Annotated in this window: 18 protein-coding genes; 3 read left to right on the top strand and 15 right to left on the bottom strand. The window is 41.0% G+C overall.

All coding sequences use genetic code 11. From position 1 onward, the window contains the following. Positions 1–34 precede the first annotated feature (34 nt). From trpS to rpe, 3 genes are read right to left on the bottom strand one after another with little or no spacing between them, the layout of a single operon-like run. The gene (gene trpS / locus ACHUGF_RS02885) at positions 35–1,033 is read right to left on the bottom strand and encodes a tryptophan--tRNA ligase (protein ID WP_394129276.1); all 999 of its coding nucleotides are present in this window, start codon (positions 1,031–1,033) and stop codon (positions 35–37) included. Between the two features lie 19 nt (positions 1,034–1,052). Further along, positions 1,053–1,745: a phosphoglycolate phosphatase gene (locus ACHUGF_RS02880; RefSeq protein WP_394129275.1), complete on the bottom strand. Its 693-nt coding sequence runs from the start codon at positions 1,743–1,745 to the stop codon at positions 1,053–1,055. Between the two features lies 1 nt (position 1,746). After that, positions 1,747–2,424 (bottom strand): ribulose-phosphate 3-epimerase, encoded by a 678-nt coding sequence (gene rpe, locus ACHUGF_RS02875; RefSeq protein ID WP_394129274.1) that lies wholly within the window; start codon positions 2,422–2,424, stop codon positions 1,747–1,749. A 306-nt stretch (positions 2,425–2,730) separates the two neighbouring features. Between rpe and ACHUGF_RS02870 the strand changes: the two genes are divergently transcribed. After that, positions 2,731–3,102 (top strand): hypothetical protein, encoded by a 372-nt coding sequence (locus ACHUGF_RS02870; protein WP_394129273.1) that lies wholly within the window; start codon positions 2,731–2,733, stop codon positions 3,100–3,102. Then, positions 3,102–3,290 carry a DUF2970 domain-containing protein gene (locus ACHUGF_RS02865; RefSeq protein ID WP_394129272.1) on the top strand — a complete coding sequence of 63 codons (189 nt, stop codon included), beginning with the start codon at positions 3,102–3,104 and terminating at the stop codon, positions 3,288–3,290. Before ACHUGF_RS02870 ends, ACHUGF_RS02865 begins: the two co-directional genes overlap by 1 nt. 229 nt (positions 3,291–3,519) lie before the next feature. Here ACHUGF_RS02865 and ACHUGF_RS02860 read toward each other — a convergent pair whose 3' ends face one another. The 9 genes from ACHUGF_RS02860 to ACHUGF_RS02820 all read right to left on the bottom strand — a co-directional run bounded on the left by ACHUGF_RS02860 (position 3,520) and on the right by ACHUGF_RS02820 (position 12,672). Continuing rightward, on the bottom strand, positions 3,520–4,359 hold the full coding sequence (locus ACHUGF_RS02860; RefSeq protein ID WP_394129271.1) for a Dam family site-specific DNA-(adenine-N6)-methyltransferase: 840 nt from the start codon (positions 4,357–4,359) through the stop codon (positions 3,520–3,522). A 67-nt stretch (positions 4,360–4,426) separates the two neighbouring features. Further along, entirely contained in the window at positions 4,427–5,917 is a 1,491-nt protein-coding gene (locus ACHUGF_RS02855) for an AAA family ATPase (RefSeq protein WP_394129270.1), read from the bottom strand. A 17-nt stretch (positions 5,918–5,934) separates the two neighbouring features. Further along, entirely contained in the window at positions 5,935–7,011 is a 1,077-nt protein-coding gene (aroB, locus tag ACHUGF_RS02850) for a 3-dehydroquinate synthase (RefSeq protein ID WP_394129269.1), read from the bottom strand. A gap of 8 nt (positions 7,012–7,019) precedes the next feature. After that, positions 7,020–7,535: a shikimate kinase AroK gene (aroK, locus tag ACHUGF_RS02845; RefSeq protein WP_394129268.1), complete on the bottom strand. Its 516-nt coding sequence runs from the start codon at positions 7,533–7,535 to the stop codon at positions 7,020–7,022. A gap of 282 nt (positions 7,536–7,817) precedes the next feature. Then, complete coding sequence (locus ACHUGF_RS02840; protein WP_394129537.1) at positions 7,818–9,806, bottom strand: type IV pilus secretin PilQ; 1,989 nt, start codon at positions 9,804–9,806, stop codon at positions 7,818–7,820. A gap of 79 nt (positions 9,807–9,885) precedes the next feature. Beyond that, entirely contained in the window at positions 9,886–10,416 is a 531-nt protein-coding gene (locus ACHUGF_RS02835; RefSeq protein ID WP_394129267.1) for a pilus assembly protein PilP, read from the bottom strand. Continuing rightward, positions 10,413–11,030: a type IV pilus inner membrane component PilO gene (locus ACHUGF_RS02830; protein WP_394129266.1), complete on the bottom strand. Its 618-nt coding sequence runs from the start codon at positions 11,028–11,030 to the stop codon at positions 10,413–10,415. The genes ACHUGF_RS02835 and ACHUGF_RS02830 overlap by 4 nt, the downstream gene beginning before the upstream one ends. Then, entirely contained in the window at positions 11,027–11,605 is a 579-nt protein-coding gene (locus tag ACHUGF_RS02825) for a PilN domain-containing protein (protein WP_394129265.1), read from the bottom strand. The genes ACHUGF_RS02830 and ACHUGF_RS02825 overlap by 4 nt, the downstream gene beginning before the upstream one ends. Beyond that, positions 11,593–12,672 carry a pilus assembly protein PilM gene (locus ACHUGF_RS02820; protein WP_394129264.1) on the bottom strand — a complete coding sequence of 360 codons (1,080 nt, stop codon included), beginning with the start codon at positions 12,670–12,672 and terminating at the stop codon, positions 11,593–11,595. The genes ACHUGF_RS02825 and ACHUGF_RS02820 overlap by 13 nt, the downstream gene beginning before the upstream one ends. A 189-nt stretch (positions 12,673–12,861) precedes the next feature. On the opposite strand from ACHUGF_RS02820, the gene ACHUGF_RS02815 reads away from it, so the two are divergent. Beyond that, positions 12,862–15,417, top strand: coding sequence for a penicillin-binding protein 1A (locus ACHUGF_RS02815; protein WP_394129263.1), 2,556 nt, complete (start codon positions 12,862–12,864; stop codon positions 15,415–15,417). Positions 15,418–15,523: 106 nt separating this feature from the next. Here the strand turns inward: ACHUGF_RS02815 and yjjG are convergent, their stop codons facing one another. The 3 genes from yjjG to ACHUGF_RS02800 all read right to left on the bottom strand — a co-directional run bounded on the left by yjjG (position 15,524) and on the right by ACHUGF_RS02800 (position 18,447). Further along, on the bottom strand, positions 15,524–16,219 hold the full coding sequence (gene yjjG, locus ACHUGF_RS02810; RefSeq protein ID WP_394129262.1) for a pyrimidine 5'-nucleotidase: 696 nt from the start codon (positions 16,217–16,219) through the stop codon (positions 15,524–15,526). A 6-nt stretch (positions 16,220–16,225) separates the two neighbouring features. Then, positions 16,226–17,287 carry an aminoglycoside phosphotransferase family protein gene (locus tag ACHUGF_RS02805; RefSeq protein ID WP_394129261.1) on the bottom strand — a complete coding sequence of 354 codons (1,062 nt, stop codon included), beginning with the start codon at positions 17,285–17,287 and terminating at the stop codon, positions 16,226–16,228. 71 nt (positions 17,288–17,358) lie between these two features. Continuing rightward, positions 17,359–18,447 (bottom strand): hypothetical protein, encoded by a 1,089-nt coding sequence (locus ACHUGF_RS02800; RefSeq protein WP_394129260.1) that lies wholly within the window; start codon positions 18,445–18,447, stop codon positions 17,359–17,361. Positions 18,448–18,569: the final 122 nt, after the last annotated feature.

The raw sequence follows: 18,569 nt of genomic DNA, 5'->3' as shown, positions 1-18,569 counted from the left end.
TATTGATTAAACGGAAGTAGTTATTCGCGAATAATTAAACAATTAAGCCAATTTTTTCATAGACAGTTTTCACAGTCGCTGCCGCTCTAACGCGTGCTTGCTCAGCACCTTGCTTCATGACTGAATCAAGATATGCTGTATCTGCTCTTAACTCTTTATAGCGCGCTTGAATAGGCTCCAGCATCGCGACAACAGCTTCACCTGTTGCGACTTTAAGGTGACCATACATCTTGCCTTCAAAGTCCTTTTCAATTTGCTCAACGGTTTGACCATTACAACCTGACATCAAGCTCATTAAATTTGAAACACCTGGCTTTTGCTCTTGATCAAAACGCACAATAGGTGGCTCTTCACTATCCGTCATCGCTTTTTTGACTTTCTTCATGATGGCTTTTGGCTCTTCTAGCAAACCAATCACGTTATTGCGATTTTCATCTGACTTAGACATTTTCTTAAGCGGCTCTTGTAGAGACATCACTTTAGCACCTTGCTTAGGAATAAATGCTTCAGGAATGGTGAATGTGTCGCCATATGCATTATTAAAGCGATTAGCAATATCACGAGTTAATTCAAGATGCTGCATTTGATCTTGGCCAACAGGGATTTCATTTGCTTGATAAAGTAGAATATCTGCAGCCATCAACACTGGATAGTCAAACAGACCAACATTAATATTGGTCGCATGTTTTTGAGACTTATCTTTAAACTGTGTCATACGATTTAGCTCGCCCATTTGGGTGTAGCAATTTAACGCCCAGCTAAGCTGTGTATGTTCAGGCACATGAGACTGAATGAACACAGTACTCTTTTGCGGATCAACCCCACATGCCAAATACAACGCCAGTGTATCTAAACAGGCTTCACGCAGCACTTTTGGATCTTGGCGTACTGTAATCGCATGCAAATCAACAACACAATAAATACAATCATGACTATCTTGCATCGACACCCATTGACGTAATGCGCCCATATAATTGCCTATGGTTAATTCGCCTGATGGCTGCGCACCGCTAAAAACTATGGGTTTAGTCATTTGAAATATTGCTCCAATATTAATTTAAAAGTAAATCGCCAACTTGTGAGAATGACTCACAAACTGCATCTGGTGAACTTAGTCCAATATGTTCACCGTAGTTATAGCCATAGGTCAAGCCAATTGATAAAACTTGGGCCGATTTAGCCGCTAGGATATCATTTTTTGAATCACCAACCATCAAAAGCTGATGTGGTGCTACGTCCCAGAAGTCAATTAGATGGATTAAAGGCAAAGGATCTGGCTTCATTCTTGTCAAAGAGTCACCACCTAGTATCTGTTCGAAAAAATCGAAAAGCCCAAATGACTTTAACAAAGGAATAGTAAATTCATATGGCTTATTAGTGACAACCGCCATTTTATAACCTGATGTTTTAAACTTGGTTAACGTCTCAAGTACCTCAGGGTATAACTCACTGTGCTTTTCAAGATGCAAACCATAATGATGCATGAATCTTGGCATCACTGAGTCTAACTGTTGGTTTATTTCATCAACAGGTTTATTGGGCTGTGCAAAACTTAACGCACGTGTCATCAACACTTTTGCACCATTACCTACCCAGCTTCGAACCTGTTGCTCTTGTGCATTAGCTAAATTGAGTTCTGATAATGTGGCATTGGTCGCTGCAGCCAAATCTGGCACACTATCAACTAATGTACCATCAAGGTCAAACGCGATAACTTTTACAGCCTGCCAAGGTGTTTTTGTCATGCTATTTAGGCTCAACTTTCGCTAATTCAAGGCGCATTTCATCTATCACAGCTTTGTAGTCTGGTTGGTTGAAAATAGCTGAACCCGCTACAAACATATCAGCACCAGCTTGTGCAATTTCAGCAATATTGTCGACTTTAACACCACCATCCACTTCTAGGCGAATATCATAGCCACTTGCATCAATGCGCTCACGCACTTGGCGTAACTTATCTAATGTTGAAGGAATAAATGACTGCCCCCCAAAACCTGGATTGACAGACATCAGCAAAATCACATCTAACTTATCCATGACGTGATCTAAATAATGTAATGATGTCGCGGGATTAAATACTAAGCCAGCCTTACAACCTGACTCTTTAATCAATTGCAGTGTGCGGTCAACATGCTCTGATGCTTCTGGGTGGAAAGTAATGATCGACGCACCTGCTTTAGCAAAGTCTGGGATAATACGATCTACAGGTTTAACCATTAAATGCACATCAATTTCAGCCGTGACGCCATAGTCTCGTAGCGCCTGACATACCATAGGGCCAATTGTTAAATTAGGCACATAATGGTTATCCATTACATCAAAGTGAACGACATCTGCACCCGCATTGAGCACAGCATCAACGTCTTCGCCTAAACGAGCAAAGTCAGCAGATAAGATTGAAGGAGCGATTAGATATGGGCGCATGGTGTTCCCTTTACGCAAAGTAGTGGCCAAATAGTAAAGCCGTATTTTACCCGCTGTCGAACATATCAACCAGTGCAGAACTCAAATTAAACTATAAAACTGCGCATATTGTGCACGCTAGCGTCATCCACTGATTAGAAGGTTTAACCTAATAGCTCAATTTTTCACAGCGCCTACCAGCTTTGGTAAGAAAATAAAGTGCAATTTATCAAAAAACATATGTTCATAAACTAATCAGTTTTGCTATAATCTAGGTCGTCTTAATTCTGTGTTATTGATTGGCGCGTTGTAAGCAAGGAATCAGCTATGAACAAGTCAGCTAAAAATCTTCTCGAACGATTAAATACAACAACAGTAAAACTTACCTCAGCTTCGCTTGCTTTAAGCGCACTTGGGTTAACGTTTACTGTGATGTCGCAGTCCTCAACTGAAGATCTCAGTACGCAAGCCTGTGTATGTGATTCTGATACAAGCTATAACACAAGCCTTCCATCTAGCCACCCGAGTAATCGCTGTGCGACTCAAGGCGATGATGTCAGCTGGGGGAAATGGTTAACTGGCAACAGCCGTTCAACACAGTTTCACTTCATTGACTTATTGGAGCTACTACACAGCCGGAACAGTGAGCCAGTATCAGATTTGCCAAGCTCCAATAATGCTGACCACCTCAAAGGCTAATGCGTTTTTGGGAGTTATTGTTTAGCACGCTAGCTGCTTTTTTTGGAGTGCAGACTGATAAAAATAGACAGCGCGATTTTTCTACTTCATCGCCCTTACCCTTCATCGTGATGGGAGTTATTTTAGCTTTGTTCTTGGTATTAGCACTGATTTTGTTAGTTAATCTCGTCTTGAATCAACAGCCTTAGTTGTTAACAAAGCTCACTTCACATTACCTTTCTCACAACAAAGAGTTCCCCCTGAGCTTAAATAACATCATTATCCAATGCTTATCTAATACCAGCGACATCATTGTTGATATGGGCTGGCTAGCCCGAGGTGATAGTGATCTAAATGCAATATGACGAACAAAAGAAAATCGAAGTAATACTATTAAGCTATGGAAGAATAACTCGGCTTGAACATTAAACTTTATCGCTAATACTCTTCATCTTGGTATAGATGATCATATAACGCGATGATTTCATCCACCTTGGTTCGCGAACTTCCTTTCTGGCTGATATTGCGCTGCACTTGAACTGTGGCATGGCTAGCGCCATGGTAAAGCTCTCTTGTAAGCGGGATATCATGGTTGCTAATTACTACCGGAATATTCTGTTTATGCGCAATATGGCGAGAGTGCCTAGCGAGCAATGCTTGATCATCCAAACTAAAGCCGTTCCCAGCATAGGTGGTGAAACTTGCAGTAGATGATAATGGAGCGTATGGCGGGTCACAATAAATAACATCACCTGCGGTAGCCATAGCAAAAGCCTGCTGATAGCTTACGCATTTAAAGGTGGCATTTTGGGATTTTTCTGAAAAATACCATAACTCTTTTTCAGGGAAATAAGGTTTCTTGTAAGAACCGAAAGGCACATTAAAACCGCCTTTACGGTTGTATCTGCATAAACCATTAAAGCCATGTCGGTTCATGTATAAGAAATACACTGAACGTAAAAATGGGTCATCAGTATCGTTAAACTCAGCGCGAACACGGTAATAAGCCTGCTTGCAGTTCATTTGCTCAACAAACATCGCCTTAGCTGCTGTGATATATTTATCTGGTTGGTTTTTTACCACTTCATACAGATTAATCAGGTCTTGGTTGATATCACATAGCAAATACTCATCGTAATCAGTATTTAAAAAAACGGAGCCTGCACCAACAAATGGTTCGACTAGTCTTTTCCCTGACGGTAAATGTTTAGTTAACTCATCGACTAGTTTGTATTTGCCACCTGCCCACTTAAGGAAGGCTCTATGCTTTTTAATCATTAAATGGGATTTAAATCTGACTGATGAAGATGACGATTGTACTCTGTTTACAATCAATTATCACCGCTTAGTTAGCCTCATTGGCCAATATTTTGTACTCTGTTAAGTCATCCCAATTTCGCACCCAGGGTATAGCAAATCCGTGTATTTTCTGTAATTCAATGGCTTTATCTTTCGCTTGAGCGCGGGTCGCAAATTGCCCTAAAAATAGCACGTAGCTGTTTTTGTATTGGCTAACAATTAAGTCCTGCTCTTCAGAAAGTTGGCTGTAAAAAGACGAAAGGGATTTTCGTTGGCTTACATTGGCTAATTGCAATGTAAAACCCTGCATGGTCAGTTGTTCTTGCTCTGTTTCAGCGAAGTTCGATAACTCTGCGACTTGATTGAGTTCAACTGTAGGTTTAGGCACTGCTCCCCTCTCAGAACTCTGAGTAGTGGGCTTTCCATCTGTTTGAGGCACTAGCTTATTTTTAATGACTTCACTGTCTTCAAGTAACTCATCTTGCACTTGTTTTTCTTCAATGTGTGGCAAAGTCACATTATTTTCTGTAGAGACCAATGGAACAACACGCTGCTCAACAAACATATGAGACTGATTAATACTCTGCTTCTCTTTGTTTATTTCTAGCTTGTTTGAGTCCACCTCATTCCTCGAGACTATTTGCTTACTTGCAGTAACATGACCTAATCCAACTTGATGTAAATACTTTATAGCCGCATCGCGTTTCTGTGACTCTTCCACAGTCAACGCTCGCGTTTCCACGACATCAACCTGCTTTACTGACTTGCTAACATAAAACCATCCAGCAATAACGCTAACCATCACAGCAACAGACACGGATAGGCCAACTGACCACTTATTAAGCCAATTAAGCCAAGTTTTTTTCGGTTCTTCTTGTGGAGACAAAGCCAATTGGAGCTGATCTAACACTTCCTGAGGCGTACCAGTTTGTTTTGCTAATCGATCCCTAATGATATCGCGAGAGATGAACGGATTAGCACCACTTCTTAGCAATAAGCTTTGGTACAAACCTTCACGCTCAGCTAAAGGTAAGGCATCAATCGACATTTGCATCATCCACTGACGAAAGTTCTCAGGTAATTGAACGATAAGTTGAGACCAATAGCCTTCAGAGACAGTCACTGTGATTGCTACCGGACGATTAGCGCAATGAACTTGGCTAAGTAAAATACACTCAGCCCAGATATCGAGAGGCATCAAGTGAGCATCATCAATAATGATATGAAGTGGCTTTTGTAGTTTTTGTTGTAACCTAGATACGGTATCGAGCAGGGAAACTTCGTCGTCAAAAATGGGAGAATTGATCAGCTGGATGAGAATTTTTCTGCGAATTTCTGCACTGTCAGCATGCAGAGGGCATACGACTAACGCACAATTATACTCATCCATTTCACTGGCTAATGCAGTGACCAGAGTAGACTTACCTGAACCGGCGTCACCAGATACAACCGCGACTTGCTCGCTAAATGAAACGACATGAGCAATACGTTGAAGTAATGATTCTTGTGACGGTAACAATAATTGATGCGCTGACACTATCCCACCATGGAAGTTTATGCGCCTTCAATCACCTGCTTAAGAATGTCTTCGCTCACATCACTATAGACATCTGCAGTTCCAATACTCGTCGGTAGAATTAATCTGATTTTACCAGCGAGCACTTTCTTATCACGGCGCATATGTTTAATAAAACTATTAAAATCCATTGAGCTTGGTGCAACAATAGGCAGGTCAAATGCGGCATGAATTGCACGAATTCGGCAAACTATTGACGGTTCAATGAGATTTAATCTATTCGCGGTTTCTGCAGCAAGAATCGTACCTACTGCAACAGCTTCACCATGGAGCCACTCACCATAACCCATTTCAGCTTCTATTGCATGACCGAAGGTATGACCAAGGTTTAATAAAGCCCTGACCCCACGTTCAGTTTCATCTTGCGCTACGACATCTGCTTTAATCTGACAACAGCGTTCAATAGCATAAATCAAAGCTTGAGTATCTAAGCGCTTTAATTGCTCAACATTGTCTTCTAGCCAGTGAAAGAAGTCTTGGTCCCAAATAATGCCGTATTTGATTACTTCAGCCATACCTGCGGCGAATTCTTTTGCAGGTAACGTAGTTAAACAATCCGTATCAATTATGACTTGTTTAGGTTGGTAAAACGCGCCTATCATATTCTTACCTAGAGCATGATTGACTGCCGTTTTGCCTCCAACAGAAGAGTCAACTTGGGACAGTAGTGTGGTAGGAATTTGAATAAAATCAACACCACGTTGATAGCTAGCTGCAGCATAGCCTGTCATATCACCAATAACGCCACCACCCAGTGCAATTAGCACACAATCGCGAGCATAGTTAGCTTCAAGTAAATGAGTAAAGATATGATTAAGATACTCAAGTGTTTTGTATTGTTCGCCATCAGGCAACACAACACTTTCCACTTGGGTACAGCCAGCCAACACCCCTTCTAACCTTTTCAGATAAAGGGGGGCGATGGTGTCATTAGTAACAATGAGTATTTTTTTTTGAGCTAAATCTTGATCAAAAAGTTTAGGCTGTTTCAGCAATGATTGACCAATAGAGATTGGATATGTTCTGTCTCCCAAATCAACCAAAATTTGCTGCATACATTTACCTAAAAACCTAATTGCTCAATAATTTGATTCGCAACAACTTTAGCGCTTTGCTCATCGGTCTTAACAATTACATCCGCAATTTCTTCATAAAGAGGATTGCGAGTATCTGCTAATTGCTCAAGTACTTCTCGTGGATCGTCAACTTGCAATAAAGGACGGCGCTTGTCACGCTGAGTTCTTGCAACTTGCTTATCAATCGTTGTTTCTAGATAAACAACAATGCCACGAGCAGAAAGAAAGTTTCGAATGTCTTTGCTCTGTACTGAACCGCCACCGGTTGCCAAAACGATACCTTGCCTCTCAGAAAGGTCTGCAATGACTTGTGTTTCACGACGACGGAAACCTTCTTCACCTTCTACATCAAATACCCAAGCGATATCTGCGCCTGTGCGTTTTTCAATCTCGTGATCTGAGTCGTGGAATTCTAAATGCAGCAATTGAGCTAAGTGTCGACCAATTGTGCTTTTGCCTGCGCCCATAGGGCCTACCAGAAAAATATTACGTTTTTCAGCCATTTCGGATACGTCTGAATCTTATATAAAAAAAGTGCCTTTCGACTTAATTAACAAGTCGACCTATATATTACCTTGCTCTATTGAGACTTGACGGGGGATTATCTCAGTTAGGGCTATGGCTGGCAAGTCATCAGTACAATTAAAGGTAAATTTATTATCATAGATGACTGATTTACTCCTCAGGCTGACTGCTGGCAGTAATTAGAAAAGCCTAAATACATCAATAAAAAAGCCAGCAATGATTTAGCTGGCTTTCATGTTTAAGTTTAAGTCTAAATCTAACTAACGTTGATCACTCACAATCTTAGGTGTGACAAAGATAAGTAGTTCCTGACGCTCATTACTGTCTGAGGTATTTCTAAATAGGAAACCGACTAATGGAATATCACCTAATACAGGTACTTTACTCACTCGACTGATGAGGTTTTGTTGATAGATACCGCCTAAGACAATAGTTTCGCCATTATCTACTAGTACCTGAGTACCAATACGTTGGGTATCAATGGAAACCGCTTCACCTGTCGGTGTCTGCACTGTCGTACCTTGTGAATCTTGAGTAATTTCTAGATCCAAAATAACTTTATCATCAGGGGTAATTTGTGGTGTCACACGTAATGACAGTACGGCTTTCTTAAAGGTAACTGAAGTGGCCCCACTCGATGCTGATTCAACATATGGAATCTCTACACCTTGCTCAATATAAGCAGCTTTCTGATTAGATGTAGTAATTCGTGGGCTAGCAATAATTTCACCCTTGTTCTCTTGCTCAAGTGCGCTTAACTCTAAATCAAGCACTGTGCCATCAGATAACTTAGCCACATGGAAAGCAATACTAGTAGCACCTGATGCAGCAGCAGGCAGATTCACATTTAAGCGATCATCTAGACCTGGTATAATGCCATTGGCAATATCTCCTGCCCCCTCAAGCGAGCCAGATGTACCTTTAGTACCTTGCTGATCTGTGATGCCCCAGCGGATACCTAAATCTTCAGAAATATTATCTTTTACGGTGACCATACGTGATTCAATTAACACCTGCTTAATCGGAATATCTAGTACGTCTGTTAAACGATGTACATTCTCTAAAATTTCAGCGGTATCTTTCACCAGTAATGTATTAGTACGTTCATCAACGGCAACACTACCACGACTAGATAACAAGCTAGAATCTTCTCCTTTAAGTAATTCTGCAATATCAGCTGCTTTAGCATAGTTGATTTGAATATATTCAGAATAAAGTGGGGCTAACTCTTTCACTTCTTGCTGATTTTTCAGGTCGTTACTTTCTCTTATCGCAAGCTCTTCACTTGGGGCAACCATTAAAATATTGCCTTCAATACGCTTATCTAAGCCTTTTGTTTGCAAGATTAAATCTAACGCTTGATCCCAAGGCACATCGTCTAACCTAAGTGTAATATCGCCCTCGACCGTGTCACTTGTCACAAGGTTAAAGTTGTTGTAATCGGCAATAATCTGCAACACAGTTCGTACGGATATTTTTTGAAAGTTTAAAGATAAAGATTTACCGTTGTATTTCTTATCCTCTTTCGTTACCGATACACGCTCTACTTTATTGATGCTGAGCTGAAAAACATTACCATCTTGCTTATAGTTGTAATCATAGTGGCCTTCAACATCCATAAGAATTCGAGCGGTTAAATCTTCATTGAATGTTTCAAAACTTGTCACTGGTGTTGCAAAATCCTGTACGTCCATGACATACAACAAATCATCGCTGATTCCAGTATTGTATAGCTTGATCTCAAGTTTTGAGCCTACCTGTTCAACGTTCGCTGCAACCGTTGGATTATTTAAATTGACCAGCAATTCACCGCCACCTTTGGTGTTGCGACGAAAATCAATGCTATCGATACTATTTACAAAGGGATTTGCCCCCGTTGAACTGTCGATAACGTCATCATTAATGGTCAAACGGTATGTATTACCTACTACCTTTCCTTGATACGGTTTTACATTCTCTAATAACACAACAACCTGTAAGTCGGATGCAACTTGCTGTGCGGTGATTGACTCGACACCAACTCTTTCAACAGTAAGATCATTTTTTGCTAAGTTTGAAATCGTTTCATTAAAGCTTAAATTGATTTCACTTGGCTTAGCTGACAAGTCCAAAGTTGGATCATCGATATCCGACTCAAAAACCAGTTCAATTTCTAATTGATGGTCAACAACAGAGTGATACTTAACATCCATTAGGCGATTCGCAGCTAATGCATTGGGTACTAGGCCAACAACCAAAAAGACACTCATTAGTGTGTTAAAAAGAGTTGTTGCTGTACTTGCTTTCATCGTGGCAGAAGATTTCATTATTCCCTCATCCCTTCGCACGTTATTGACCAGAAAGTTCTAAGTTGCTTGGCCTTTCCGCCCAACAACCTGAACCATCAGGAATTAATTCTATAATTTCGATATATTTTGGTGTTACCGAGGCTATTCGACCGTGATACAAACCTAAAAACTCACCCTCACCAACTCGGTAAACATTTGCATCAGCAGTCTCAATCAATGCCCAAACCTCACCATCATCGCTTAATGTCCCACGCATGCGTAAGTTATCAATCGCATAGGTTTCCAGTCGACTTTTACGACGTTTAAGGTCAGGCTGTAAACAGTCTTTAGTGGTATCAATCACTTCTTCAGTTAGCTCACGAGAAGGTGGCACAAAAGGGCTACGCATAAGCTCAGCTTGATAAGCAAAATGTTCAAACTTTGGCGTCTCTTTCAGAGGCGGAATACGTGCAACATGCTGTGCTTTCGTCGTGGTAACAAATAACTCTAAATCACTGTGGTCACCAATACAGCCGGAAAGCAGGAAAGTTGGCGCTAAAAAAGGCAACAAAAATAGAGGCTTTATTCTCATTTTTTACCTCCTGCTGTTTCTTTTGGTAATTCAGCACCTTCTTTGAAGCGGTAGGTCTTTGCTAGGATATCCATAGAAAGTCCACCTTCATCACTTCGTCTGATAACAAAGTCATGCAAACTCACGATACGGGGCAGCTTTGCAATGCCGCTAACCATATGCCCAAGTTGGTGATAATCGCCTTGAACACTCATTTTAATTGGGAATTCGATATAGAAATCACGACTAATTTCATCTTCCCAATCTAAACTATTAATTCTCAGCCCCGCATCAGTTGCCACAAAAGTAACATCATCAAGTAACCCTGGCATTTCATTTTCAGAAGGCAGCATTTTCAACAGTTCTGCAAACTGAGCTTCCATGATAACCAATTGTTCTCTGTATAGTTTAAGGTTAGCCGCTAATCGATATTTATTCTCGAAATCTGTGCGTAATTCCACTTCTTTTTTCTTTTCTGCATCCATAATGGAAATGGCATCAGAAATAAACAAGTAATAGCTAGCCCCTGTCACACACGCAGCAAGAAATACAGCAAATACTATTTTGACGAGTTTTGGCCAACTGCCGATATTCTCAAAATCAATGTCATTAAACTGGTCTAAATCGAGGTTCATTTGATCGCTCCTTGTTCGTCAGACAAGCGCAATGCAATTTCTTTAATCGTTACGCGAAGCCTAAACCTCTGTAACTGACGAAGTGCTTCATTTTGAGTAACAATTGACTGCATGCTTGGATCATGAAGATATTCGGATGTTTTCACCTTACGCATCATGTTTGCCACATTGTTATTTGACTCACTGCGACCTTCAATCCATAACAGGCTACCGCTTTTCTCAATGCTAGATAAATAGATGCCCGCAGGCACGATACGGACTAGCTCATCTAATACATGTGTCGGCAAATTACTCGATTGCTGAAGCTCTAAAATGATATCCGTGCGTCTCTCAATATCTTTTTTACGCTCTGTAATTTTTTTAATTTCTGCAATTTGTGCATCTAGCAAACTGATTTCATTAGACAGGTAAGTATTTCGCTGCCTTTGGTCATCAGTTACAAGCTCAATAAAGCCAAGAAATAAATAGATGGCTAACGATGTCACTAAAAAGACTAAAGCGAGAATGCCAATATAATCGCGTTTTTGTTTCTCCCTAGCCTCTTCACGCCAAGGTAATAAGTTTATGTTCGCCATTGAGCATAACTCCTTAACGCCAGTCCACCAGCAACCATATACTTACTAATGATTGGCTGCAGCGCAGATTTCACATCTTCTTCAGCATGGAGACACCCCTGGAATGGGTCTGCAACAATTGCATGCACGCCTAATTCAGAAGTGATCAAGCCAGCCATCCCTTCCAGTGCAGCAGTGCCGCCACAAAGCACGATATAATCGACCTTTTCATTACCACTAGAAGTGCAATAAATTTGAATTGTACGCTTGATTTGTTGCAGGAGCTGAGTTTGGAATGGCGATAATACTTCAAACATATAGTTTCGAGGCAATTCACCAGCGAGCTTGGCTTTCTCGGCTTCCTCGTGAGTCATACCATAGAAAGACAAAATGGATTGAGTATATAATTCCCCACCAAAAGCTTGCTCTCTTATGAAACTAGTTTCACCATTTTCAACAACAGCAAAAGTCGTCATATTGGCACCTACATCTACCATCGCGATAGACTTTTCTTTGGCACCATCAGGTAATTGATCGTAAATAAGTTCAGCAGAACGTCCCAAAGCATAGGCTTCTACATCTACAACCTTAGTGTCCAGCTCAATGATATCAAGCGCATCAACTCTCGAATCAATGTTTTCTGTGCGGCATGCACTTAACAGCACATCAACCTTGGTTGGATCGGTTTGATTTGTCGTGAGAGTTTCAAAATCAATACTGACTTCATCGAGTGAATAAGGAATGAGATTATCTGCTTCAATTTCAATCTGTGCTTCCATCTCTTCTTCATTTAATGAAGAATCCATGTAAATCACTTTCGTCATGACAGCAGAGCCAGACACTGCAACCGCTGCAAACTTTGCAGATTTAGGCAAACCGCGTCTAATCTGCTGCAGTGAATCTTGAACAGCGTCCATATCTCGAATTTCATGATCCACCACGGCACCTTTACGAACAGGGGCTGTAGTATAATTCTGAATTTTGTATCCATCAGCAGTCTTGCTTAGCAATATGGCTTTTATTTCATGGGATCCAATATCTATCCCGACCATTTGCGGAGCTTGACGCTTCCATAGTTTAGAAAGCATAGTCCGTCATCACATTCTATTTTATTATCATTTTAAAAAAGATTAGCACAAAATCTATAAGTTATAAGTATTTGTATAAAATGTTTCGGTATTTTACAAATACTATTTGAAGTATACATGTTTTTACTTCAACTAAAACTATCTCGCTTATATACTATTGCCTTTATTTAAGTTTTTTGGAATTTTCACGTGAAATGGTTTAAACGTCTAATTATTGCATTCTTCAGCCTAACCCTATTAGGAATAGGTGCAATTGGTGCTGCTTACTTTTATGTACTGCCAGATCTTCCTGACGTCACCACGCTAAAAACAGTGAAGTTACAAACCCCGCTCAGAATATATAGCCAAGATGGGAAATTAATTTCTCAATTCGGTGAAAAGCGCCGTATCCCTGTGGAATACGAGGATGTGCCGGAGCAATTAATCAATGCTGTGCTGGATACTGAAGATGCGCGTTTCTTTGAGCATAGAGGTATTGACCCTATAGGAATTATTCGTGCGGCAACGATATTAATTACCACAGGCAAGAAAAGCCAAGGTGCAAGTACCATCACTCAGCAGGTTGCCCGTGGTTTCTTTTTAAGTAATGAAAAAACCTATATCCGAAAAACCAAAGAAATCTTTCTTGCCTTAAAAATTGAGCAGGCGTTAACCAAAAAAGAAATTCTAACACTTTACCTTAACCGCTCATTTCTAGGGAACCGAGCTTATGGTGTCGGCGCTGCAGCTCAAGTTTATTACGGTAAAACTTTAAATGAGCTAAGCCTACCCGAAATGGCAATGATTGCTGGTTTACCTCAGGCGCCATCAGCAGCAAACCCCATACGTAACCCACAACGAGCAGTTTCTCGTCGTAATTGGGTACTTGGCCGCATGCTAGAAAAAGAAAACATCACTCAAGTTCAATATGATGAAGCAATTCACTCTCCAGTTACTGCAAGATATCATGGCGCGGTTATTGATTTATATGCACCATATATTTCAGAAATGGTGCGTGAGTATATGATTGACAAGTATGGCCAAGAAGAAGCCTATACCAATGGTTATAATGTCTATACCACAATCTCATCAGACCTACAGTTAGAAGCGCAAACAGCCTTGAGAAACAATGTCTACGCTTACGATCAGCGTCATGGTTACCGCGGAGCTGAAAAAGTTTTATGGACAGAGCTAGCACCCAGTGATGAAGACATTATAAAAGCATTAAAAAAGACGGCTTCATTACAAGGTATTATTCCTGCAGCAGTAATGGCAGTCGAAGAAAAAACTATACAAGTGTTAACACGTAATGGCGAGAGTATCAGCCTAGAATGGCCAGAGCTGCAATGGGCAAGAAAATTCATCTCTGATCGACGCCAAAGCCGTCCACCTAAAGTTGCAGCAGATATTGTCAATGTTGGAGAACAAGTTTGGGTACGCCACAATGGTAAAACTTGGCAATTATCACAAATACCTCAAGTATCCAGTGCAACAGTTTCAATTGACCCATTTGATGGTGCAATTCGCACCCTCGTTGGTGGCTTTAGTTTTAATCAAAGTCAGTTTAATCGCGTCACGCAAGCAAAGCGCCAATTAGGTTCAAATATTAAGCCTTTTATTTATGCTAGCGCACTAGAAAAAGACTACACACTTGCCACGCTAATCAACAATGCCCCAATCAACAAACCGGATACTCGCCAAGGCACAGCATGGCGCCCTAAAAATTCACCTGACATTTATGGTGGGCCGACTCGATTAAGAGTAGGTTTAGCGCAATCAATTAACGTTATGTCTGTTAGGGCGTTACGCCATATTGGCATTCAAGAGTCCATTGATGGTTTAGTCAAATTTGGCTTTGATCCAGCTGACTTACCGCGTAATGAATCGCTCGCACTGGGCTCTCCTTCAGTAACACCGATGCAAGTTGCAACAGCATTTAATGTATTTGCCAACGGTGGTTATCTTGTAGAGCCTTTCTTTATCGAACAAGTGACAGATTCATATGGCAAAGTGATTGAACAGGCATCCCCAACCTACGCTTGCAAACCGGTTACTTCAGCTGAGCCAGCATTAGTAAATGACGATCCATTTGCAGCAATGGCTGCTGAATTAGGTCAGACAGTAGAAGTTGAACCAGAACATACTACAACCAATGTACCTGCAGAATGCATGAACATGGAAAATCGTTTCGCAGAGCAAATTATTTCTGAACAAACAGCATTTCTCATTACAGAAGCCCTGAAGAGTGTGATCTGGGGTGGTGGTGATTGGAGTAAGGGCACAGGTTGGAACGGTACAGCTTGGCGCGCATCACGCTTAATCAAGCGTCGAGATATTGCGGGTAAAACCGGTACTACCAATGAAGCGAGAGACACTTGGTTTAGTGGCTATAGCCCGACCTTAACCTCTACGTTTTGGGTCGGTTTTGACGATCACAACCGCCAATTGGGTCGAACAAGTTGGATGGCTGAAGGAGCACCAGATCAGATCACAGGCGGAGAGTCAGGCGCAAAAACAGCAGGTCCTGGCTGGAATCATTTCTTTAAAGCAGCCCTAGCAGGCACAGAAGAAAAAACAGCAATACCACCCAAAGGTATTGTCACCGCGAGAATTGATTTAGCGACAGGAAAACTCACTCGTAAAACTGACCATACCACTGCCTTTGAATACTTTATTGATGGTACTCAACCAACTGACTATGTCACTGAAACACCCGAAACCGATGAGATTTTTATCGACAATTCAGGTGAAGATCTCTTTCAATAGTTGAATTATGCCAAACAAAAAAAGAGTGCCTATTTGCACTCTTTTTTATTGGCTCATATCTAGCGTACTGCCATTCATCTGAATCTACTAACGCACCAGCTTCTATCTATGTAGCCTCAGAGCTTAAAAGCCACTGAGTGAGTTCAGATAAACTTGCCACATGATGCGTTGGTTTTATTTCATCGGGTACAGGCTGTTGATCATGATTCAACCAACAAGTGTGCATACCAGCGTTATTGCCACCGAGTATATCCGAGTCGATGTTATCACCTACCATCAACACCTTCTTTGGATCGGGCTTGCCCATTAACGCCAAAGAATGTTCAAAAATGGCTTTATCTGGTTTAGCAACACCTACTTGCTCGGAAATAACCACATGCTCAAAATCATTCATGAAACCTGTTCTTTCTAGCCTAATGGACTGCAGTTGAGTAAAGCCATTGGTAATAATCCCCAAATTCACTTTATCACTAATGGCATCCACCATTTCACGCGCTCCTGGCAGTGGTTGGCAAATATCTGCCATTGCCGTTAAAAAACCTGAATTTAGCTCTTCGGTAGAGCAATTAAGCTTTTTAGCCCACGCATTGAAGCGGGTAGTTTGCAACGTATTGGCATCAATAGTGCCATTTTGATATTCATGCCAAAGGGGTTTATTCACCTTTTGATATTGCTCAAAATCATCCTGACTAAATTGCACATTATACTTTGAAAACATTAACCTTAGGCCAGCATAAGCATCAAAGTGAAATAAGGTTTCATCGGCGTCAAATAACACCCATTGAAATTGATTAACTCTCATGAAGGTTTACTCAAAAAGTGGGGCTAATTTTGCTTCTTGATCAAGCAATGATTGATAAATAGTGAGCTGGTTGGCCGCCCTATCTAAATTATGATTAGGTCTTTGAATGGCAAAATATTGATCGCCATTTAGGTAATCAGTTAAAAAGCGGCTACCTAACATCAAAGCCATCGCCTTTAATCCAATCCACAAGCTATTTTTTTCTGTAGGAGTAATAATCCCTTCAAACTGTGAAAGATAGCATTGGCTTGCGTGTGCAATCACTTCTGGCCTCGCAATCACTTTACTAAGCTCTGTTGAGTCTTCTGGCTCTGGCGAGCAAAATGCTCGTACCATGTCACCAAAATCAAACATGAGATAACCACTCATGCACGTGTCCAAGTCAATAACAGCCATACTCGACATATCACGCTTATCAAACAGCATGTTATTAATTTTGGTGTCATTGTGGCAAACGCGGCGCGGTAATTGAGGTAAAAGCTGATTAACATGCTCAACAAATACTTGCTGAGACAAGGTAAAGTCCACCCATTGGCGACATTGCGCTAATCGATGAGCGTTATCGTTTGCAACCGCCAGCTTTAACTGTTCAATTCTTTTGGACAGATTTAAAAAGTCATCAATCACATCGGTTAATGAGTCAGGGTCAACGTCACTTAGGCTGGCACTGAAATGACCAAAAGCCGATGCCGCATTACCGGCATCTTCTAAGTTGTTAACCACACTGATTGTATGACTGTTTGGTAAGTATGTTATCGCTCGCCAAAAACCGCCGTCACCTAAGTCAACAAAAGCTTGCTTTTGTTCAGTTAGCACAGGACTAATAACTTGTAGCTGATATAAACCCTTGTCAGCTTTGAGCTGAAGATGCTGCGCAATTTTTGTTGCGTTACGCACCAATTCACAAGGCTTGGGAAATACATCCGTATTTATTTTTTGCAGCACGAAGCTTTTTTGCGGACTTTTGACCAAGTACGTCTGGTTAATATGCCCCTCACCTAAGACAGAAATCGCTGCCGACTGAGGCACACCATAACAAGGCAAAACTTGCTGCCTAATAAACTCCATTCCCAACTAACTCCATTAATATATAAATACGTTCAACCTAGTTTTGGCCACAATCACATGGCTTTTAGCCGTTACAATAGTTTGGCAAATTCAGGCTGACGACTCAGGGCAACTTGGCTCCCTGCTAAACTAAATTGATATCCACACAAAGAAAAGCTGCCGCGCATGGCCACATCTTTAATAATGGCCTGACTATCTAATGGGGAAAATCTTGCTTCACTACTCGAGTCAGCCGTTAAATCGACTGTCATCGGACGATACTTGGCGCGATTATTAAACTCTAAGTTTGCGCAACTTTTATCACCTTTAGCGCTGGCTAATGACCAGATATTTCTAACTACGCCTTCTTCACCTAGCCAACGAATAATCAAAATATCTTGCTCTTGTTCAAGCCAAAATCCATCAGGCAATTTAACCGATATTCTTGGCACGTTACTGGGTTTAGGTTCAGTCTCTACAACCTGCGGTGCTAAATCTAATGATTGATCTTGATTTGGTTTAAACACGACAACGGTCACTAAGATGACAACAGTGATCACCGCCAAAGATATGCCAGTAACCTTAACCGTATTCCTATTGCTACTGGCCCACGAGCGTAAAGCACTGGTAACTTTATTTAGTCCATCATCAGCTCCTGCATCGGGCTTTAATGTCGGCTGGGTACGATTTAAATCAGGTTGTTCGCCATCAATATGGGGAACATCATCTAACACATCACCACTTAAAACGGGTTCGCGGCGCTGTTGAACTGTGCGTAATGACGCTGTTGTAGTCAATTTTGGACCATAATAACCTTGCACAAAATGCATATTATTGTAGGCATTACTTTTAAGGCTGAGCCACACGATTATCGCTATCAATACTGTCGCAATGGGCGATAACCACCCCAGTCCGACCTGCACATATTGTGATACTGAAAATAACAGTAATAAACTTGGGATAACGGCAACTAAAGGCTGTGGAAGGTTTGCATTACGAATCCGACGTAAACCTGATAGTCCTGCAATGGCGGCAAATAATAAGCTAATTACCACAGCAAATAAGCTGGAGGGGAAAATGACGCCACTCAAAATAGTTAAAATAAATGCTAAAGCGGCAATACTCGCAAAACGAAACGATTGGTCATGGCCTTGGTGACAAAATAATGAGGCTAACAACATACGTGAATCCCAAAAAACTTATCGAAAAAATGAAATGCTTGGACTATCTCACTGCACAAAAATATTTTTAAACTGCAAAGCCTACAGAATCTAGCGTATAAAACCAGTATCTATCCGTAAAA

It is taken from the genome of Shewanella maritima (assembly GCF_043643735.1).
GTDB classification, from domain to species: Bacteria; Pseudomonadota; Gammaproteobacteria; order Enterobacterales; family Shewanellaceae; genus Shewanella; species Shewanella maritima_A.
The sequence above is the reverse complement of the archived record's forward strand: the minus strand, read 5'-3'. Positions and strand labels throughout refer to the sequence as shown.